Consider the following 18,349-nt stretch of genomic DNA (forward strand, 5'->3'; position numbering starts at 1 on the left):
CGCGATCATGTGGTCGAGTTCGATGACATCGTCGCCGAGATCGTTCGCAGAAGCGAGGAGACCAGGGCGAACGTTCCCATGGTCGCCGATGTCGCCTACGGGGCTGACGCCACGAAACCATGGATCTGTTCTTTCCCGAGGGCAAACGGGACCGCCTGCCGGTGCACATGTTCATCCACGGGGGCTATTGGCGCATGTTCTCCAAGCGCGACTATTCCTACGTCGCCGAGACCGTTACGAACGCAGGTGCGATCGCGGTCATTGTCGACTACGCGCTGATGCCGACCGTCAGGATGGCCAGGATCGTCGACCAGGTGCGCCGCGCCAAGCGATGGGTATTTGACAATGTCGCACACCATGGCGGCAATCCCGGCCTGCTGACCGTTAGCGGTCATTCCGCCGGTGCGCATCTGGCAACAATGCTTTTCGACGGTGACGAGCGGCCTTCCGGCATCAAAGCTGCGCTGCTGCTTGGCGGCCTTTACGACCTGAAGCCATTGCAGATGTCGTTCCTTGCCGCCGAGATCGCGATCACCAACGAGGAGGCCCGCCGATTCTCGCCGATCGATCACAGTTTCGATCCATCCGTGGACGTAGATATCTTGGTCGGCGCCGATGAAACGCCGCCGTTCCACAGCCAGGCCGCACTCTTCACGGACCACCTTGACACACAGGGACTGACTGTTTCGCGTACGACCCTTGGTGGGGCCAATCATAATGAGCAGCGTCCGCGACCTTGGCTTGGCTGGCACCAAGGCCGCGTCACTGTTGGCCCGCGTCGTAGCCGCCTGAGACTTCCGCCAGAAGCGCTGCTGGGCGCGACCGTTCTTCAAAGTAGCGTCGCAGCATCGAGGTGCCGACAGCGGTGGCAAATCTTCCGCCACCGGTCGCCATACCGTAAGCCCGCTGGCGATGTCGACGTCGACGTGGTTCATGCTTTCCAGCGTGATTGAGCTTGACAACCGATGTCGGCGATCGCCGTCATGCAGGCAGCCCAGTTGAGTTCTCAAGGCTGGCCGGCCAAAGACGCCCCTCAGGAGAGAGCGGGCCGACGTTCCGCAACACCGGCCCGCAACCTTCAGAATATGATAGCCCGCGGCACCCCGGAGAAGGGAATCTGCGCTCTCACACCAGCATCGACTGCTGGGCGAAGATGCCCGCCATCGCGCCGTGCGATATTGCCAGGGTGACCGATGGCGGCGTGAGGGGGTTGGCGAGGTCGCCCGCGGCGTAGATGCCGGGCATGCTGGTTTCGCGGCGCTCGTCGACCTTGAGGATTAGGCCGAGGGGCGTATCGACCGTGGCGAGGCCCAGTGATTCATGCAGGCTTGCGGACGGCTTGTTGCGCGGATGCGCGAACAGGATGTCGACCGCGACATTGGGGCCGGTATCGAGCTTGACGGTGGCGTTATGCCCCCCGTGATGGGCGATCTCGCTGATCCGGCCGTCGACGACAGGTATGTTGCGGCGCGCCAGACCGGCCCGGATATCGGGCGGAATGTCGTGACCATCAGCGAAGACCGTCAACCTGTCGGTCCAATCGTGGAACAGCCTGACCTGATTCATCGACTGTGGGCCGGACCAGACGAGGCCCCAATGCTGGCCGGCGACTTCAAAGCCGTCGCAATAGGGGCAGGGCACGATGGACGTGCCCCAGCTTTCGGCAAAGCCCGGAACATCAGGCATCTGGTCGGCGACGCCATAGCTCAGAATCAGCCGGCGCGCGCCCAGGCTTTCGCCGTCGCCAGTGAGGACGGAGAAATCGTCGATGGCCCCGGAGAGGCTGTCGGCCCGGGCATTGACCAGCTTGATCGTGGGATAGCGCGCCAGCTGCCGCCGCGCCTCGGCCAGGATGTCCAGCGGTGGCTTGTGATCGTGGCCGAGCAGGCCATGCGAGTGGCCGGCGAAGCGGTTGCGCGGCAGGCCGGTATCGAGAACGGTGACCTTGCGGCGGGCACGGCCGAGTTGCAGGGCGCCGGCGAGACCGGCAAAGCTGCCGCCGATGATGATGACGTCATCCATGATGGGCTCCGTGTTGTGGATGAGGGGCTGGTTGGACCTGGTTGAAACCTACCCATCGGCTTGCGCATTTCAGAAACTACATGGTATCGTAATCCGAGAATTAGGATACTGTCAAGGACTGGAATTGTCGTGACCGAAAATAGCCAGGGCCGGCGCGGCCGGCCCGCCAACGAGGCGCTTGGCCAAACGATACTCGACGCTGCGTCCGAACTCTTTGTGGAATTGGGTTTTCAAGCGACGACATTGGACAAGGTCGCCCAGCGGGCGAAGATATCCAAACTCAGCATCTATCGGCACTTCGAGAACAAGGAGGCGCTGTTCAGCGCGGCGATGGCGGCCGGCTGCCATCAGTTGTTTGCGCCACAGGCCCTTCTTGAAGGCGTCGGCGGTTCGGTCGAAGATCAGCTCATGGCGGTGGGATCGTCCCTGCTTCGCACGCTGTTGAGATCAGACGTCCGCAGTGTCGAAGCCATGGTCATGGCCGACCAGACGAATCCAAGGTCGTTAAGCAAGCTCCATTTCGAAGCCGGCCCCGCCCATGTCATCGCCCAAATCGAGGTCCTGTTGCGTCAGTTGCACGCGAAGGCGGTTCTGAACGTGCCCGATCCTCTCCGGTCCGCCCGCTTGTTTGCCGCGCTTTTCAAAGGATCCGATCTTTTGATTATCGCACGCTTCGATCAGGCGAGAGCGGCGGACGACAACGAAATCGAATCCTATTGCCGGTCGGCCGTCGCCATGTTCATCGCTGCGCACGGCTAGCACTCTGCCCTGCCCGCTAATCATTGTATTTCTGCGAAATACTCCGCTAGAGCCGCCGTCGCGATGGCGCCCATCCACCTCATGTCGATCGCGTCGGGGTCGGACTGCGCGCCCGCCGGTGAGCGGCATCTCCTACCTGCTCCGGTCACAGCGCTGCTTCGGCCGACCCTGTGCGGGCGAGGAAGAGAATGCCGGTTATGGCCCGCGAGAATCGAGCAGATGGGGTATCAGCCGCCGCGAAGGACACCTGCGGACGGAACCTTCTTTGGTACACTTGAGTACGTCCATTCGTGGCTCGGGCTCCAGCGGTTCGTGCCCCGACGCGCCTGGGAAGGCCGCTGGTGCCCGCGACAGATCCTTCCAAGGTGCAGGTCTGGAATGGCCCAAAAATTCTCTCGAGCTCCCGGAACATCGGTCCGCCCCTGTGGTTCGACAAGCAGCGGCACAGTCGATCCAACCAGGCATCGGCCCGCTTAGGACAGGCGCGAGGTCCCTACCCACAGATCTTGCGAAAATAGGAGCAAGCTATGCGAGCGTTGGTCTGGCACGGCAAGGAAGACATACGCTGCGATCAGGTTTCGGACCCGGGAATTGAGGATGAACGTGACGCGATCATCAAGGTGACGAGTTGTGCGATATGCGGCTCCGACCTTCACCTCTACCACAACTATGTGCCAGCCATGCTGCCCGGCGACATCATGGGCCACGAGATGATGGGAGAGGTCGTCGAGGTCGGCAAGGGCGTCAACGGCGCTCTGAAGGAGGGAGACCGCATCGTCGTGCCGTTCACCATAATCTGCGGTGAGTGCGACCAGTGCAAGCGACAGAACTTTTCGGTTTGCGAACGCACAAACCGCAAGAAGAATCTTGGTGACAAGGTGTTCGGGCACACCACCGCGGGTCTGTTCGGCTACACTCATTTGACCGGCGGCTATCCCGGGGGACAGGCGGAATACATGCGTGTGCCGTTCGCCGATGCCACGCACGTAAAGGTGCCTGACAGCCTTACCGACGAGCAGGTTCTCTTCCTCGGCGATATTTTTCCTACCGGATGGCAGGCGGCGGCACAGTGCGACATTGAGCCCAACGATACGGTTGCGGTGTGGGGCTGCGGCCCAGTCGGGCAGATGGCCATACGCAGCGCCCTGCTGCTCGGCGCGAAACAGGTGGTGGCGATCGATTGCCTGCCGGAACGGCTTTCCATGGCCGCGGCCGGCGGCGCCATCGCCATCAATTTCGCCGAGGAAAGTGTCGTCGAACGACTGCGGGAACTCACCGGCGGAAAGGGCCCGGAGAAGTGCATCGATTGCGTCGGCATGGAAAGCCACGTCTCGCTGGCCCAGCCCGATACCGTCTACGATCGCGCAAAGCAGTTGATGCTGATGGAAAATGATCGACCGCACGTTTTGCGTGAGATGATCTATGTCTGCCGGCCGGCCGGCGTGATCTCGATCCCCGGCGTCTACAGCGGGCTGGTCGACAAGATTCCGATGGGACAGGCAATGAACAAGGGGCTCACCTTCCGAATGGGGCAGACCCATGTCAACCGTTGGACCGAGGATCTGTTGCGCCGCATCGAAGATGGCCAGATCGACCCATCCTTCGTCATCACCCATATCGTGGGGCTCGAGCAGGGACCCGAGATGTACAAGGTGTTTCGCGACAAGCAGGACAGCTGCATCAAGGTTGTACTGAAACCGTAGGGAAATCGTCATGAACGTGATTGCCAAACTTACCAACATCACCCGATCGCCTGGCGATCCCAAAGTGCTGAAGACTGGGCAGAGTGCGGTCGGGGCCTCCGATGGCCTTGCCCGCAAGCTCGGCTGGTTCAGCATCGCGCTTGGCGTCGCCGAGTTGGTTGGCGCCGCGCGGATTGCCGGCGCGCTCGGCATGCGCGGCAAGGAAGATCTGATCCGCGCTTATGGGGCGCGGGAAATAAGCAGCGGCATACTCTCGCTTTCAGTGGACAAGCAAGCGGGGCTGTGGAGCCGGGTGGCCGGCGACGGCCTGGATATCGCGACATTGCTGACAGCGTATCGGCATGGCAACCCAAAGCGCGATAATGTGGGCCTTGCGCTTGCGATGGTCGCCGGCATCACATTGCTCGACATCATCGGTGCGAAAAGCGTGACTGCGCGCCACTCTCGGAGGGGGACCAAGCCACGCGACTACAGCGATCGAAGCGGCTTTCCCGGAGGCACTGCCGCAGCCCTCGACCGTGCCCGCTCGCAGCGCAGCCAGAAGGCCGGCGCAGCCTGATAGAGATTGCGGAACCCTGGCGGCATGCGACCTGGACAGGTGGCATCTCGTCAGGCCCTAACGCCAGAGGTGGTAGCTCTCGGCGAGCCGAGTTTGCTGGAACAGAGTGGACCGTCGCGCGGCCGTTCTCGCCGTCTCCTGGGTCACCGCCGCGCATGGGTTGTGTGGCCGGTGCGTTAAAGGCACGAAGCAAGCAGCGATCCGACCGGCGTCGAGCCTTCCATGTCTCTTGCCTTGGCAAGGTTCCGGCGATCCTCAGGCCGAGCCGCGTTCGGGAAGCTCGGTCTCTTCCGCCACCCCTTTCCGCAGGTCTCGGCGCAAGCGTTCCGCTTCGTCGGAATTATTATCGTCGTCTGTCCGCTCGAGTTCGCGATCGATTGTCTCGCGCGACCCCTCTGCCGGATCCTGTTGCGGAGATGTGTTCGGGCCGGTTTCGATCTTGCCGTCGCCGGGAACGGTGCGGTCGCGAGACTTCGTCATCTTCAGCTTCCCTTTCATCTGTCATCTGCCTCGGCATCTCCGATGGCATGAATTTTGGCCGCTTCCCTGCCGAACCGGATCGTCGACGCTTTGTTCCGGGAAAGCCCCCGCAGGTTCGTGCTGGTCGGCCCCGGGGCATTGGTCGATGCCCTTGCCGGGAAGCATCCTATGCCAACGAGGTCGGCGGCAGCCTCATCGATGTCGTTATCAACATGTGGGCTGTGAAGGCGTTTTCGGCCCGGACACGCGAGCACGCCAGGCTCGCGGCGAGTTTTCGAACCGAAGCAGATGCGCAGCGTAACAACTGGATGTATACGGAAAAGGCTGCCTCATCCACGACATCGCGCTTTCGGTAATGGCCGGCGGCATGCTTGCCTGGGCGGTCCGGCAGCTGGTAGCGAACTGGTCATAGGCCTTTGCAAAGCCGCGTCGATTAAGCGGGTGCGGTAGCGCTGGTCGGTGTAGCGTCGAGGCATCTGTCAATCGGAGACAAGCGCGACCGCTTTTGGGACCTCACTGTTTTTTCCACCGGGACTCGACATCTCACTATCATAGTTGATTGTGGCTGCCGGTGACCCTGCGTAATGGATAGCCATTCAAACTCTCCAACAGGAAAACGGTATGTTGTATCCGGGTCGGTTTTTGGGGCCAAGCGAGATTGAGATGCTCGCCCAGGTTTGTCACACGGTCTGCAAAGAGCGCGCCCTACCTCTTGCTTCGCAGAACGGAGAGCGCATAGCTGCGCATATACTCAGGCTGTTTATGAATGGCTTGATTGAGCAGAATGAACTGCTCGATGCTGAGAGGAACTGGGCTCTTCGGCTTGACCGTTCGGTCCAGCAGACGATGTCAACTACGCGCACATGAGAGGCCGCGGGACCCAGTCTTGGTAGTCGGAAAGCCGCCAAGGCCAGTTGGGAACAAACCTGACGTTTAAGCGTTTGTAGAGCCCTTCCACCGGGCAACTCACCGAAATGCTTCTTGCCGTGCATGATGCGATGTCGACGGCCGTTTTGGCGGGCAGGAGCGCCAATGCGGAAATAGTAGGCGTGGTCGACCTCACCAACAAAGCTGAGGTCGACATCGGCATCACCAGCTTGGGAAGAGCCATCCAGTTCGTGGCCAACGCCTCGGTGCTTGGATACGACATTCGCGGCGCCATGGTCTTCTATGGCGCGCCCGGTACCCCGAGCCTAAGGGCGAGAGAGTGCGAGCGCTTGTGGGCGCAGTTTGGCGGCGCGCTTCTACAGCCGTAGCTCTATCAGGACGTTCGCCCCGCCCGTTCTTGGTATGAACGCGTACGGAACTGAGGCGCTGCCCTGCCGCAGCGGGAATGGCTCAGTGGTAGCTCTAGCTGGCGACCGCACTAAGCAGCTTTTCGGTGATGGGCTTTGAGCGGCTGAGCCAGCGTGAGAACGTTCGGCCGCATATCTGCCGGTGCCTGCTTTCATGTGACTGGGCGAGGCTATTGGGGAGCCGGGTTGACCACTGGCCCTTAGCCGAGGGAAGCACAGTACGGCAACCTCGCTCTTTGCTGGCTAACATCCTTCCGCTCTCAGGGACCGGACCATGCGCACAACAACAGGGTCATACGGTTTCTTTTCGGATTTCCGATAATTCATTGTGAAAAGCGCGGCACGCTGGTTGCAGACCATAATTGCACGGACGTAGCGAATCTCGCCATTCTTGACCCCGGAGTAGCTGGCCCATTTCGGGGCTAGGCGCCGATAGGTCAGTCGCCAACCGGCCTTTTCGTCCTCGATCATGCGATGTTCAATCTCGGCGCGAAAACTTGCTTTGCCCAGTCGCGCGCCCCAAACGACCAGAAACGCGTCTCTTGGGCCCTGAAAAGCCGCGCCCTGCTCCGAATTCTGGGTCAGGACGAAATTCGAAGGAATATCGAAACTAAAGCCAAGCTGTCGGACGCCGAAGGGCTGCCACGCCTCGGCCTGAAGCAACGTGGTCCAAAAGAGAAAAACTGTAAGTCCCAGCAGGAGGCGTCGCATTGCTCTGATTTAGCGCTGGCTAACATGGTGTCCAGACGGACAGAGGTCCGTGACATAAAAAATATGCATCATGGCCGCGCAGCATATGGACGCGGGATTCGCGATTGACGGCGTGCGGTCGAAACGGCTTCCGTCCCACGAAAGGAGAGGACGCAGAGGGAATTGGTGGTCGGTATGATCGACTGGCAGAAAATTGGCGAGGCCGAATGTCCAACGTTCATTGCCCGCAAAAATGGGCGCCGGCTTCCTCTTGTGCCTAGGGAAGAAGAGCCGAAATTATTCCCTGACGAAGACCCTGATCTACCTCAGACGGGGGGCATGCCCTGTAACTTCGCCGTGACCTGATCCCCTTCGGGGAACAATCAGATCGAGTTCCAGTTTGGCCTTCCAAGCGAAGGCACTGATGGAGCATGCCATGAGATTTCCACACAGCACGACGGCCGCGGCCGCCGTTTTCATTGCCCTGACCTCCCCCGCGCTCGCCCAGACAAGCGGAACACCATCACCCTCGACACCTGCACCCGCTCCGGCAACCGAACCGCCGGCCGCCGGACAGTTGCCGGATGCGACCGGACAAGCGGATGGACCAACACGCGAAATGATCCGCCAGATGGTTGAGCAAGCTGTCCGTGAGCGACTGCAGCAGGATCGCGGTTCCGAAGAGGGTTTCCGCGAGGAAGATAGTCGCAACTATCAAGGCGATCGCAACGAGGATGCTGACCGCCACGATGAAGATGGCGACCGTTGGCAGAACCACGGTGACCGCGATCGTGGACACAGAATGGCTGGACGCTGGCATCATCAGATGATGCGCGGTGCCGGCATGCGACTGATGTTCGGGCTGTTGGACACCGATGGCGACGGATCGGTGTCCGAGGACGAGGTTCAACGCGCGGTGGGCAGGATGTTCAGTAGCATTGACGAGAATGGTGATGGCAAGATCGATGTGAACGAGATCCAGTCCTTCATGCATGGCTCCAGCATGCATGGCACTGATAGCGAGGACACGCCGTAGCTGTCTTCAAAGGGAATGCCCTCCCTCGGACAAAGCGGGCGCGTGGCGGCCGATCCCGAAGCGGTGTCTCTTGGCTGTTAGGCGCCCGGCCAGCACCCTTTAGGCTTGAGCTATTCCCGCAGTCCCGCGAGACGCCAGCCGTGACAAAAAAGGCTTCGCATTGCTGATCGAGGAACGATCGAAGCCGACCAACGCAAGGTCACTCGGGCGCTCGGTCTTCCAGCAGAACGAAGGATGCGGCGATCAAGTCGTCGCCATTGATACGTCCTTGGCTGTCCTCCAACATAGTTGCAACCTTGTGGAAGGCCATCATTTCACCCGCGTCAATCTGCGCTTCACGCATCTTGGCTGTGAGATCAGCCACGCGATTTCCTAACGAATGTGATTTTGCAGTCTCGCAATTCGACATGATTAGTCATCCTTTGCCTTGGGGTTTCAGGCTGCCGAACGCAATGCTTCAGCGGATGTTCCGAATTTGGCCATCAGTCTTATGGGATAGGACTAGCGTCTGATTGCGGTTGGAAGAAGCCCGAAGGGCGGAACACGCAGCCGGACGCCGAATTGGAAACCCACCGTCGATCGAAGTCCCTTGTCGCCGGTTGAGATCCCGCCATCTTCACTGTCGAGAGGGTGGCGGGATCGCCTTCCGAGGAGCGAGCGCATATGAGGTAATAGATATTTGGCAGATGTACTCACGGCCATCCTGCTCGCTTCTTTTGTCTGCGCATGTTCATTCTTTTCGGGAAACCCCATCTCTCCAACAACACGCAACAACCGCGTTGCTACCCACGATTGATGCGATGACAATTGCATCAACAAAGCAAAGCCTCTTCGCCTAAGGTGCGATTGCCGCGGGCTTTTTCGACTTGAAGGTCGTCCAACGCGCCCGGTGGTCAGGCCATGGCGTTCAGCGGGAGCCAGGTAGACTCATCGCGAAAATCCCGCAGCGAGGCATGTCGCAAGTCCTCCTCGCCGCGTGCGGATACTGGAATCCGCCTGGCTCGTTGTGACAGGCATGCGAAGATGAGTGTCGGCGCATGGACGCGGAAAAACCCGCCAGCTTGAGCCAGCGGGCCTTGTGATGGGATGGCCCGCGCGTGCGGTCATGGCTGCGCGGGCCGACCATGATGAATGAGGGGACATCTTGGTCACCGGCACGACCGATGAAGAACGAGCCGGGTGTGACAGAACACCCTTGGAGCGAGGATGTTCCCGTCCGCGCAAAAAAACCCGCCGGCGGGCAGCCGCTATTTTGCCGTCAAGAGGACAGACCGCTTGCGGCCCACCCACTGCAGCATTTTTCCACTTTGAGCCGAAATCATTCTCAACTATGGTTCGCCAGGCTTAAGGCATGGGGGATTGCCGATGGTTTTATCACGCAGGGGTGTCGTGCTCGGCGGTCTGGCGCTGGTCGCGGTCGGTGGAACCGGCAATATTGTTCAAGCCGCGGCGGCAAAATCCTTTTTCGCCGGTACCGCAAGCGATAACGATTTCGTCTATCGCAAGACCAACTTCGCCAAGATCGACAAGAGATGGCATCGCCAAATCGTCAAGTATTTCAGCAGCGAGCCGGTCGGCACCGTCGTGGTCGATACCCGCCACCACTTCCTCTACCTCATCATGGAAAACAAGACTGCCATCCGCTACGGCGTCGGCGTCGGCAAGGAAGGCTTCAAATGGTACGGCCGCGCGACGATCGATCGCCGCGCGCTGTGGCCGCAATGGGTCCCGCCCCCCGAAATGCGTGAGCGCAAACCGGACTTACCGCCCATGATCGCAGGCGGCGCGTCCAACAATCCGCTCGGGCCGCGCGCGCTCTATCTGTACCGCGACGGCGCCGACATCGGCTACCGCCTGCATGGCACGCTGGAGCCATGGAGCATCGGCACCGACGCTTCCAGCGGCTGCATCCGCATGTTCCCCGAAGACATCATCGACCTCTACCAGCGGTGCCCGATCGGCACCGCGGTGGAGGTCCTGCCGCACATCGCCGACCAGGCGCCCGCTTCCACCACTGTCGAATGATTGGCGCATCATGAACCGCATGATTGAAAACACGTGCCGGCTGCTCGCAGCCGGCCTGCTGGTTGTGGCCGCATCCTGCTCGACCAGCAACACGCTGGCCCCGTCCACGCCTGACGTCACCAACGCCGAGATTGCCGGCTTCCAGAACGTGCAGCCGGGCAGCGAGGAGGATTTTATCCTCAATGTCGGCCGCCGCACCTACTTCACGAAAGGTTCGGCCGCGCTCGATTCTGTCGCCAAGGCCACCCTCGACACCCAGATCGCCTGGTTGACAAAGCATCCGCGCTGGCTGCTCAAGCTGCAGGGTTTCGCCGACGATCCCGGCGCAAGCGAAACGGCGCTGTCACAGCAGCGCGCCGATGCGGTGATGGACTACCTCGCCGCCGGCGGCATAGACCGGAACCGCATGTGGGCCAAGGGCTACGGCAAGGACAGGCTGGTCCGCGACTGCCCCGACTCCGCCTGCAGGTCGCAGAACCGCCGCGTTGTGTCTAATTTGCGCGATGAGAGGGACGAGTCGTAGAGACTGCTGTTTTGCTGGTCGCCAAATCAGTCTCACAACGCGACGGCGGCATGGCTGCAATGCGCCTATCGGGGACATTCACCCAGCGTTTGCCCCTCCCCGAAAGCTGACGCTCCGGTTGAACCCGGAATGAAGTCAGCTTCGCGTCTACCAACCTCCGGTTCAGGGTCTGGTGGGGAGGCTTCGGCATGCGCCTCAACCAGTTTGCGGACGTGGCGGTTGTCCGCGATCCTGATCGCGCATGAGCCTCGCCACATGTGGGTGCGCTACCGGGAGTGGGCGCCGTGGAGCTGGCAGGTACGCTGGCTCAAAGCATCGGCCGTCCACCGGTGACCTCGTAGAGTGCGCCGGTGGTGTAGCTCGATCCTTCCGAGGCAAGCAGCACATAGGTCGCTGCAAGCTCTGCCGGTTGCCCGGGACGCTTGAGCGGTGTGTTCTTCCCGAACTCCTTGACCTTCTCAGAGGGCATTGTCGACGGGATCAGCGGCGTCCAAATCGGCCCGGGAGCGACCGCGTTTACCCGAATGCCGCGTTCAGCTACCAGTCCTGCAAGTCCGGCGGTGAAGTTGGCGATCGCTCCTTTGGTAGTGGCGTAGGCAAGCAGTGCCGGCGATGGACTGGTCGCGTTGATTGAGGATGTGTTGATGATGGTTGAGCCGGGTTCCATGTGCTTCACTGCTTCCTGGGACAGATAGAACATCGCATAGACATTGGTGCGAAAGGTGAGATCCCATTCCTCCGCGCTGATGTCCTCAAGCTTCTCGAACGACGCCTGGTGGGCTGCATTATTGACGAGGATGTCCAGGCGCCCGCATTCATCGATAGCTCGCTGCACAAGCGACCGCGCGAAGATTTCGTCCGAGATGTCGCCGCGTGCGAGCACCGCCTTGCGCCCCGCTTCCTCGACCAAGTGCGCCGTCTCCTGCGCATCTTGGTCCTCCTCAAGGTACGAGATAATGACGTCGGCGCCTTCGCGTGCAAACGCGATAGCCACCGCCCGGCCGATGCCCGAGTCCGCGCCGGTGATCAGCGCGACGCGGTCCGTCAGCTTACCGCTGCCGCGATAGCTCTCCTCTCCGTGGTCGGGCCGTGGATCCATCTCGTCGGTATAGCCGGGCATGTCCTGCTGCTGTTCGGGAAGCGGCGGCTGAGGATATTTCTGCTGGGCATCCTGCATGTCAGGTCCTTTTTTGGTTGGAGTTGCGGTTGTGTCGATCCGGTTCCGTGATCGGTCCCTTGGCGGCTTTCGAGCCACCGCCCCATTCCTCGGCCTTGCACGCTTGGTCGCCGCCCATGAGGTCCGGCGAACCGCGATTTGCGGTGCCGCTGTCGGTCTTGTTCAACTCGTGCTCCTTCTTGCGTGTGGTCAGTCTTTCTCGCCGGCGGTAATCATCGACCTCAGCGGCTCTTGCGCCACATTCGCCTCGATTTCCGCGCGTCCGGGGGTATCCGGTAGCGCCTTGCGGAAATTTCTCGCATAATCCGGTGGCATCTTCGGTGGCATCATCGGTTCGTACGGATCGACCACGGCCTCGATGACCACCGGACCCTCAGCAGCCAGGGCAGCGTCGAGAACGCCTTCCACCTCCTCGGCGCGAGAGACGCTGTAGCCAATGCCGCCCATGGCTTCGGCGGCCATGGCGAAGTCGATGGGCTGGAGTTCGCAGGCGAATTGCGGGTTGCCGAGAAACATCATCTGCTCCCAGGCGATCTGATTGAGCATGCCGTTCTTGAGCACGAGCACCTTGAGTGGGATCCGGTACCGAACTGCCGTCGAGAACTCGCCGAGTTGCATCGCGAGACCGCCGTCGCCGACGACCGCGAAGACCGGCCGGCCGGGAAAGGCCAGGCCCGCGGCGATCGCGTAGGGCAGTCCGCATGCCATCGAGGCCAGCGCGCCCGAGACGCCGAAGGCCTGCCCGTCACGCAGTTCGATATGGCGGGCCGCCATCTCGGTGTTCTGGCCGGAATCGGCAACCAGGATCGCATCATCGGGCAATCGTTTCCCAAATGCGCGTGTGACCACCTGGGGCTTGAGCGAAGTGGCGGGCTTTTGCTCCGACTGCGCCATCATCTCGCGCCAGCGTCGCATGCCCGCCTGCGCCTTCTCGATGAAGCTGCGATCATCCTTGCGCTTCAGGCGCTTGTTCAGCAATCGCAGCGTCACGGCGGCATCGCCGGCAAGGCCGGCCTCAACGGGATAGCGCAGGCCAATGCGCTGCGGATCGCGCTCGATCTGCACCCCGCGCGCCTGTCCCGGCTTCGGGTAGTATTCGATGTAGGGAAAGGTCGAGCCGACGACGAGCAGCGCGTCACATTCGTCCATGATTTCCTGCGACGGCAGCGTGCCGAGAATTCCGATGCCGCCAGTCGTCAGCGGGTGATCGTCGGGCAAGGCAGCCTTACCGAGCAAGGCCTTTGCGACGGGGGCACCAAGCAGCTCCGCCGTCTCTTCCAACTCGTGCCTGGCAACAAGCGCGCCCCGACCGGCGAGGATCGCGACCTTCGTCGCCCCGTTCAGGATCTCGGCGGCTTTCGCAAGTTGTTCTTCGTCGGGAAGCCTGCTTCCTTCGAACCAACGATCCGGCGTATGCGACGGTTTGTTGCGCTTCGAGCGCTTGGCCTGGTCGAGCGTGTGCTCCTGCACATCGCTGGCGATCGACAGATGCGCAACGCCGCGACGTGCCAGCGCCGACCTGCAGGCGAGACCGGCCAGGCTTTCCATATGCGCCGCGTCGGAGACCTGCGCGTTGAAGACGGCGACATCGCTGAAGACGCGCGTCAAGTCGACATCCTGCTGGGTGAAGGTCTCGATGAGGTCGTGGAACTGCATGCCGGTAATGGCGAGCACCGGCGCTTGGTCGAGCTTGGCATCGTAGAGTCCCGTCAGGAGGTGTGTGCCGCCAGGGCCGGAAGTTGCGAGGCAGACACCGAGCTTGCCTGTCCATTTTGAGTAGGCGCACGCCATGAACGCCGCGGATTCCTCGTGCCGCACCTGAATGAAGCGGATACGGTCCTGCCGCCTGCGCAGCGCCTCCATGATGCCATTGATGCCGTCGCCCGGCAGGCCAAAGATGATATCGACGTTCCAGTCGATCAGCGTCTCGATGAGGATGTCCGCGGCGGTCGGCATGTCTCAGTCCTACCGCGATGCGGATCCCGCCGCCTGGCTGCTCTTGTTCGCGGTCTTGTCAGTCTTACGCTGGTCCTTGTCGCCGCCGCGATTGCCGCCAAGCAAGTCGTCGGAAGACTGAGCGGTCTTGCCGTCTTCCAAATTAGTGGCCATGCCGCAAAGCTCCCTTCATCCGGCCTGCCTAACCAGAAAGTCGGTGAGATGTTCCGTGCCCGAAGGCAAGGCCGCCTAGTCAGGTGCCGAAGGCAAACGTGTCATACCACCCGATGAGGCGCTGTTCGGCAGTCAGCGGCTGAACAGGCGAGGTGCGATCGAACAGACGAAGGCATCGAACTGCTGCGAGGCCGAGCTTGCATGTAGTGGCTGAGGCTGCCTGATCGCCAAAAGCGCTCGCGGCAGAGCTGGCCGATGTTCAGGTCGCGTCTTCGCAGGTCCCTATAGCCAGAGCGCAACGCCGCCCGGACCGTCCCCATAGGCGAACTCCTCGCACCCCTCGTCGACGAATTTCCCGCGCGGGATTCCGCCTCAGTGGCGAAAGGACTCGTTCGTCGCGCACACCGCGGCGGGCGATGTGCGCCTCGACCATGCGGTGCCTGGCGTGCCGGTAGTCTGGCATGGCTCCTCGATAGCCTTAAAGACGACAGGCTTAGTCGTCCTGCCTGCGCTTGTGGTGCTCGCTCTCCTGGTTTTCGCCGCGGATCATCTGGCGATCGTCCTTGTCGGTCAATTCCACGCCCTCGTCGCGCAGATTGGCGCCGTCTTGCCGCGCCTCGCGCTCCTGCTTGGTTCTCTTCAGCTCATCCTCGGCATTGAAATCGTCGCCGGCATTGCTGGTGTTCTCGCGCTTTTCGATGATGCGCAGCTGCTGCTCGTGGGTCTTCCGGCCGGCCATGGCAAGGCGCCTCCTACTTGTTCGTGCGTCCGGTCTGGTCAGGATTGATGCCGCCCTGAGGCGTGACATCGTTCTCGACATCGCCTTCGAACGTATTGTCCCCATCGAGAGCATCGTTCTCGGTGAGCATATCGCCGCCCTTGACCGCGCCTTTCGAGGTGCCGATTCCCGGGTTGTCTCGCAGATCCTTGTCCGTGGGCTGTTTAGTCTTGGGGTGTTGGTTGGTCATGGAATTTCTCAGCGCTGGTTGAGCTTGGACGAACGACGGTCCTGGCGCTGTCCAACTTCAACGTGGAGAAAATGTTCCGGAACATATTCGCTTGTCAGGTGCGCGTAAGCGGCCAGGCGGCCGCCGTCTCGGCTAGCGAAACTCCAAGCATGCCACATTACATCCCATTCCGAGGCGAATTGGCAGGCTAAAGTGAAAATCGAGACGGTCGAAAGCTTGCAAGGAGTGGGTGCTCTGTTCCGGTGGCGATCTCGGTTGCAAGCAGTTCGCCGGCAATCAAGCCAAGTGTTGCGCCGCTGTGGCTGAAGGCGACGTAATACCCCTCGATCTCCCGCAACTGGCCGAAGACCGGCTCGCCGTCTCCGGGGATCGGCTTGGGCCCGACACCGTAGCTCTCCAATTCCAATTTCGGATGACCGTCGAGAACATTCGACGCTTCGTCGAGAAGCCCCTGGATGGTCGATGCTTTTACGCGATAAGTCCCGTCCGGATTGACTACCACCTCTTTTTCCGACCAGGCAGAATCGAGCGCCAGGGCGCCATCAGGCGTCGGCCGGATGGCGACGCGCGGCGTGTTGAGCACGGCGCGTAGAGGCAAGTCGACTGGCTTGGTCCTGACCAGCAGCGCGATTGGTGTCCCATCGGCAATACGCTGACCGGCCACGGCAACCATTCGCGGCACATCCGCACCGGTCGCCAGAAGCACCGCGTTGGCGGCGAAGCTGATCCCGCTGGTGGTGGTGACGCCGGTGGCGCGGCCGTTGGCGACGGTGACGGTAGCGCTTCCGGCCTCGGTGACCACCTGGCCGCCCCGCTCCACGAATTCCGCGATCAATATTTCGATCAGCGACGGCAGGTCGACCCAGCCCTCACCCGCGTTGAAGATCGCGCCTTGAGGCGTGACAGCGCTTGCGCAGACACCCGGCGTGACCAACCTTATGGCGTCCGCGGACAGATGCTGCGCATCATAGCCGAGACGTTTTTCGTGAGCGAAGACATCGGCGATCTCGTTTGAGGTATCGTCCGCATCCCACGTCAGGCCACCGTCGAAACGCAGCCAGGCGGCATCCGGGCATCGCGCCGACAAACTGCGGTAGCGGTCGATACCGATCATGCGCAGGCGATGATATTCAGCCGAGCGCCTGCGCGCCGAATTGATCCAGGCGAGCGAGCGGCCGGAAGCTCCCTTGGCGAGCGGTCCATCATTGACCAGCACGGTCTCGATGCCGAGCCTTGCAAGATGAACGGCCGAGGAGACGCCAAAAATGCCGCCGCCGACAACAACGACCTTGGAAACCTGATGTGATGCAGCCATGAGATATCTTTCACTGGTGGAGGTTGGTTTGGGCGGCCGTCTTGAAGGGCTCATGCGTGATCAAAGCACTTCGGCAAGGAAGTGCTTCAGACGCGGGCTTTTCGGCGTGTCGAAAATCGCGGCAGGCGTGCCGGCCTCGATGATGCGGCCTTCATCCATGAAGACGACCTGATCGGCGACCTTGCGGGCGAAGCCCATTTCATGCGTCACCACGACCATTGTCATGCCGCGCCGGCCGAGATCCGCCATGAGGTTGAGCACACCCTTCACCAGTTCTGGATCGAGTGCGCTCGTTACCTCATCGAACAAGATGACCTCCGGGTCCATCGCCAATGCACGAGCGATTGCCACACGCTGCTGCTGGCCACCGGAAAGGCTCCCTGGACGATGGTGTTTGCGGGTCGCAAGCCCGACGTCGGCAAGGCGTGCCTCGGCGATGCGCTCAGCTTCCTGTACAGGGAGCCCCTTTACCTTGGTCAGCGACAGCATGACGTTTTCGAGCGCGGTGTGGTCGGGAAACAGATTGAACTGCTGGAAAACCATGCCGACACGCCGGCGCAGTTTTTCAGGCTTCATCGCCAGGATGCTCGCACCATCGAGCAACACCTCACCGCCCTTGGGCTCGACCAGGCGGTTGAGGCAGCGCAGCAGGGTCGACTTGCCCGAACCTGATGGGCCGATCACGCATGTGACCGTGCCAGGCTTGACTGCCAGGCTGACGCCTTTGAGAACATCGAGGTCGCCATAGGCCATGTCGAGATCGGTGATGGCGAGACTGCCGCCCTTGAAGCGGGGCAGCGCTGAGCGGGCATCCGAGCCGGCCTCCGAAGGTGCACTGCCGGTGGCGCCCTCCAGTTCGCTCACTTCGGCCAGGCCGCTGACGACGAGGCCGGCCTTTTGCTTTCCGACCCGCAGCGAGTTGTCGATATAGTTGACCACATGGGTCAACGGCACGGTGATGATGAGATAGAACACGCCGGCCAGAAGCAATGGCGAGAGGTTTCCGGTGACCACTGCCTGGTCCTGACCGACACGGAAGACCTCGCGCTCCGAGGCGAGCAGACCGAGGAAGTAGACAAGGCTTGAATCCTTGACGTTGCCGATGAACTGGTTGACGAGGGCCGGCAAGACGCGGCGGATGCCTTGCGGTATCACGATCAGGCGCATGCCTTGGCCGTAGCTCATGCTGAGCGCCCTGCAGGCCTCCATCTGCCCGCGCTCGACGCTCTGGATGCCCGAGCGGAATATTTCGCCGATATAGGCGCCGGCGATCAGGCTCAGCGCAAGAATGCCGAGCGGAAAGGGCGAAGGGCCGAAGATTTCACGGCCGATGCGGGCAAAGCCCTGGCCTATCAGCAGGATGGTGACGATCGCCGGCAGCCCACGGAATATATCCGTGTAGACCCGCGCCGGAATGCGCAGCCAGCGCGATTGCGAGATGCCCATGACCGCCAGGATCATGCCGAGGATGACACCCAGTACTGTCGACGCGGCGGCGAGGATCAAGGTGTTCTTCAATCCGATGGTGATCATGCTGGGCAGCACGTCCGCCATTGCGTGCCAGTCGAGGAAACTGCGCCGCAGGTTTTCGAGCCAGTTCATTCGCCCCCCTTTTGGTTGCGCTATTTACATCGTCCGCATCAAGGACGGAGGCGTAATCCGGCCGCCGGCATGAAAGCCAGCGGCCG

General features: G+C 61.4%; 19 protein-coding genes and 1 pseudogene. 8 read left to right on the forward strand and 12 right to left on the reverse strand.

What is annotated here, in order from left to right; all coding sequences use genetic code 11:
* Positions 1–78: 78 nt before the first annotated feature.
* Positions 79–792, forward strand: a pseudogene (locus tag NKI35_RS21580) (alpha/beta hydrolase).
* A gap of 333 nt (positions 793–1,125) precedes the next feature.
* Here NKI35_RS21580 and NKI35_RS21585 read toward each other — a convergent pair.
* A complete protein-coding gene (locus tag NKI35_RS21585) occupies positions 1,126–2,022 on the reverse strand; it encodes an NAD(P)/FAD-dependent oxidoreductase (protein WP_023751771.1) in 897 nt (298 codons plus the stop codon).
* Between the two features lie 129 nt (positions 2,023–2,151).
* Here NKI35_RS21585 and NKI35_RS21590 point away from each other — a divergent pair, with 129 nt between their 5' ends.
* The 3 genes from NKI35_RS21590 to NKI35_RS21600 all read left to right on the forward strand — a co-directional run bounded on the left by NKI35_RS21590 (position 2,152) and on the right by NKI35_RS21600 (position 5,043).
* Complete coding sequence (locus NKI35_RS21590) at positions 2,152–2,781, forward strand: TetR/AcrR family transcriptional regulator (RefSeq protein ID WP_023667776.1); 630 nt, start codon at positions 2,152–2,154, stop codon at positions 2,779–2,781.
* Positions 2,782–3,308: 527 nt separating this feature from the next.
* Positions 3,309–4,484, forward strand: coding sequence for a zinc-dependent alcohol dehydrogenase (locus NKI35_RS21595; RefSeq protein WP_352741430.1), 1,176 nt, complete (start codon positions 3,309–3,311; stop codon positions 4,482–4,484).
* Between the two features lie 10 nt (positions 4,485–4,494).
* Complete coding sequence (locus NKI35_RS21600) at positions 4,495–5,043, forward strand: hypothetical protein (protein WP_352741431.1); 549 nt, start codon at positions 4,495–4,497, stop codon at positions 5,041–5,043.
* A gap of 255 nt (positions 5,044–5,298) precedes the next feature.
* Here NKI35_RS21600 and NKI35_RS21605 read toward each other — a convergent pair whose 3' ends face one another.
* A complete protein-coding gene (locus tag NKI35_RS21605; RefSeq protein ID WP_155922421.1) occupies positions 5,299–5,523 on the reverse strand; it encodes a hypothetical protein in 225 nt (74 codons plus the stop codon).
* A 998-nt stretch (positions 5,524–6,521) separates the two neighbouring features.
* Between NKI35_RS21605 and NKI35_RS21610 the strand changes: the two genes are divergently transcribed.
* Positions 6,522–6,779 carry a hypothetical protein gene (locus NKI35_RS21610; protein WP_245260390.1) on the forward strand — a complete coding sequence of 86 codons (258 nt, stop codon included), beginning with the start codon at positions 6,522–6,524 and terminating at the stop codon, positions 6,777–6,779.
* Positions 6,780–7,061: 282 nt separating this feature from the next.
* On the opposite strand, the gene NKI35_RS21615 is transcribed toward NKI35_RS21610, so the two are convergent.
* Positions 7,062–7,529: a hypothetical protein gene (locus tag NKI35_RS21615; RefSeq protein ID WP_352741432.1), complete on the reverse strand. Its 468-nt coding sequence runs from the start codon at positions 7,527–7,529 to the stop codon at positions 7,062–7,064.
* Between the two features lie 415 nt (positions 7,530–7,944).
* Here NKI35_RS21615 and NKI35_RS21620 point away from each other — a divergent pair, with 415 nt between their 5' ends.
* The gene (locus NKI35_RS21620) at positions 7,945–8,544 is read left to right on the forward strand and encodes an EF-hand domain-containing protein (protein WP_031205277.1); all 600 of its coding nucleotides are present in this window, start codon (positions 7,945–7,947) and stop codon (positions 8,542–8,544) included.
* Between the two features lie 199 nt (positions 8,545–8,743).
* Here NKI35_RS21620 and NKI35_RS21625 read toward each other — a convergent pair whose 3' ends face one another.
* Positions 8,744–8,908 carry a hypothetical protein gene (locus NKI35_RS21625; protein ID WP_023667766.1) on the reverse strand — a complete coding sequence of 55 codons (165 nt, stop codon included), beginning with the start codon at positions 8,906–8,908 and terminating at the stop codon, positions 8,744–8,746.
* A 1,001-nt stretch (positions 8,909–9,909) separates the two neighbouring features.
* On the opposite strand from NKI35_RS21625, the gene NKI35_RS21630 reads away from it, so the two are divergent.
* Both NKI35_RS21630 and NKI35_RS21635 read left to right on the forward strand, forming a co-directional pair.
* Positions 9,910–10,569, forward strand: coding sequence for a L,D-transpeptidase (locus tag NKI35_RS21630; protein ID WP_023686888.1), 660 nt, complete (start codon positions 9,910–9,912; stop codon positions 10,567–10,569).
* A gap of 10 nt (positions 10,570–10,579) precedes the next feature.
* Positions 10,580–11,092, forward strand: a complete 513-nt coding sequence (locus tag NKI35_RS21635; RefSeq protein ID WP_023686887.1) for an OmpA family protein — start codon at positions 10,580–10,582, stop codon at positions 11,090–11,092.
* 307 nt (positions 11,093–11,399) lie between these two features.
* Here NKI35_RS21635 and NKI35_RS21640 read toward each other — a convergent pair whose 3' ends face one another.
* From NKI35_RS21640 to NKI35_RS21675, 8 genes are all read right to left on the reverse strand, one after another.
* Positions 11,400–12,269 carry an SDR family oxidoreductase gene (locus tag NKI35_RS21640; RefSeq protein ID WP_352741433.1) on the reverse strand — a complete coding sequence of 290 codons (870 nt, stop codon included), beginning with the start codon at positions 12,267–12,269 and terminating at the stop codon, positions 11,400–11,402.
* Between the two features lies 1 nt (position 12,270).
* Positions 12,271–12,435, reverse strand: coding sequence for a hypothetical protein (locus NKI35_RS21645; protein ID WP_023710084.1), 165 nt, complete (start codon positions 12,433–12,435; stop codon positions 12,271–12,273).
* Positions 12,436–12,458: 23 nt separating this feature from the next.
* Positions 12,459–14,225, reverse strand: coding sequence for a thiamine pyrophosphate-dependent enzyme (locus tag NKI35_RS21650; protein ID WP_352741434.1), 1,767 nt, complete (start codon positions 14,223–14,225; stop codon positions 12,459–12,461).
* Positions 14,226–14,234: 9 nt separating this feature from the next.
* Entirely contained in the window at positions 14,235–14,378 is a 144-nt protein-coding gene (locus tag NKI35_RS21655; RefSeq protein ID WP_023818614.1) for a hypothetical protein, read from the reverse strand.
* 493 nt (positions 14,379–14,871) lie between these two features.
* Positions 14,872–15,117, reverse strand: coding sequence for a hypothetical protein (locus NKI35_RS21660; RefSeq protein WP_023667758.1), 246 nt, complete (start codon positions 15,115–15,117; stop codon positions 14,872–14,874).
* A gap of 13 nt (positions 15,118–15,130) precedes the next feature.
* Complete coding sequence (locus NKI35_RS21665; RefSeq protein WP_352741435.1) at positions 15,131–15,346, reverse strand: hypothetical protein; 216 nt, start codon at positions 15,344–15,346, stop codon at positions 15,131–15,133.
* Between the two features lie 187 nt (positions 15,347–15,533).
* The gene (locus tag NKI35_RS21670) at positions 15,534–16,661 is read right to left on the reverse strand and encodes an NAD(P)/FAD-dependent oxidoreductase (protein WP_352741436.1); all 1,128 of its coding nucleotides are present in this window, start codon (positions 16,659–16,661) and stop codon (positions 15,534–15,536) included.
* A 60-nt stretch (positions 16,662–16,721) separates the two neighbouring features.
* On the reverse strand, positions 16,722–18,263 hold the full coding sequence (locus NKI35_RS21675) for an amino acid ABC transporter permease/ATP-binding protein (RefSeq protein WP_352741437.1): 1,542 nt from the start codon (positions 18,261–18,263) through the stop codon (positions 16,722–16,724).
* Between the last annotated feature and the right edge of the window lie 86 nt (positions 18,264–18,349).

This window comes from Mesorhizobium sp. M0676, from assembly GCF_040320535.1.
GTDB lineage: Bacteria > Pseudomonadota > Alphaproteobacteria > Rhizobiales > Rhizobiaceae > Mesorhizobium.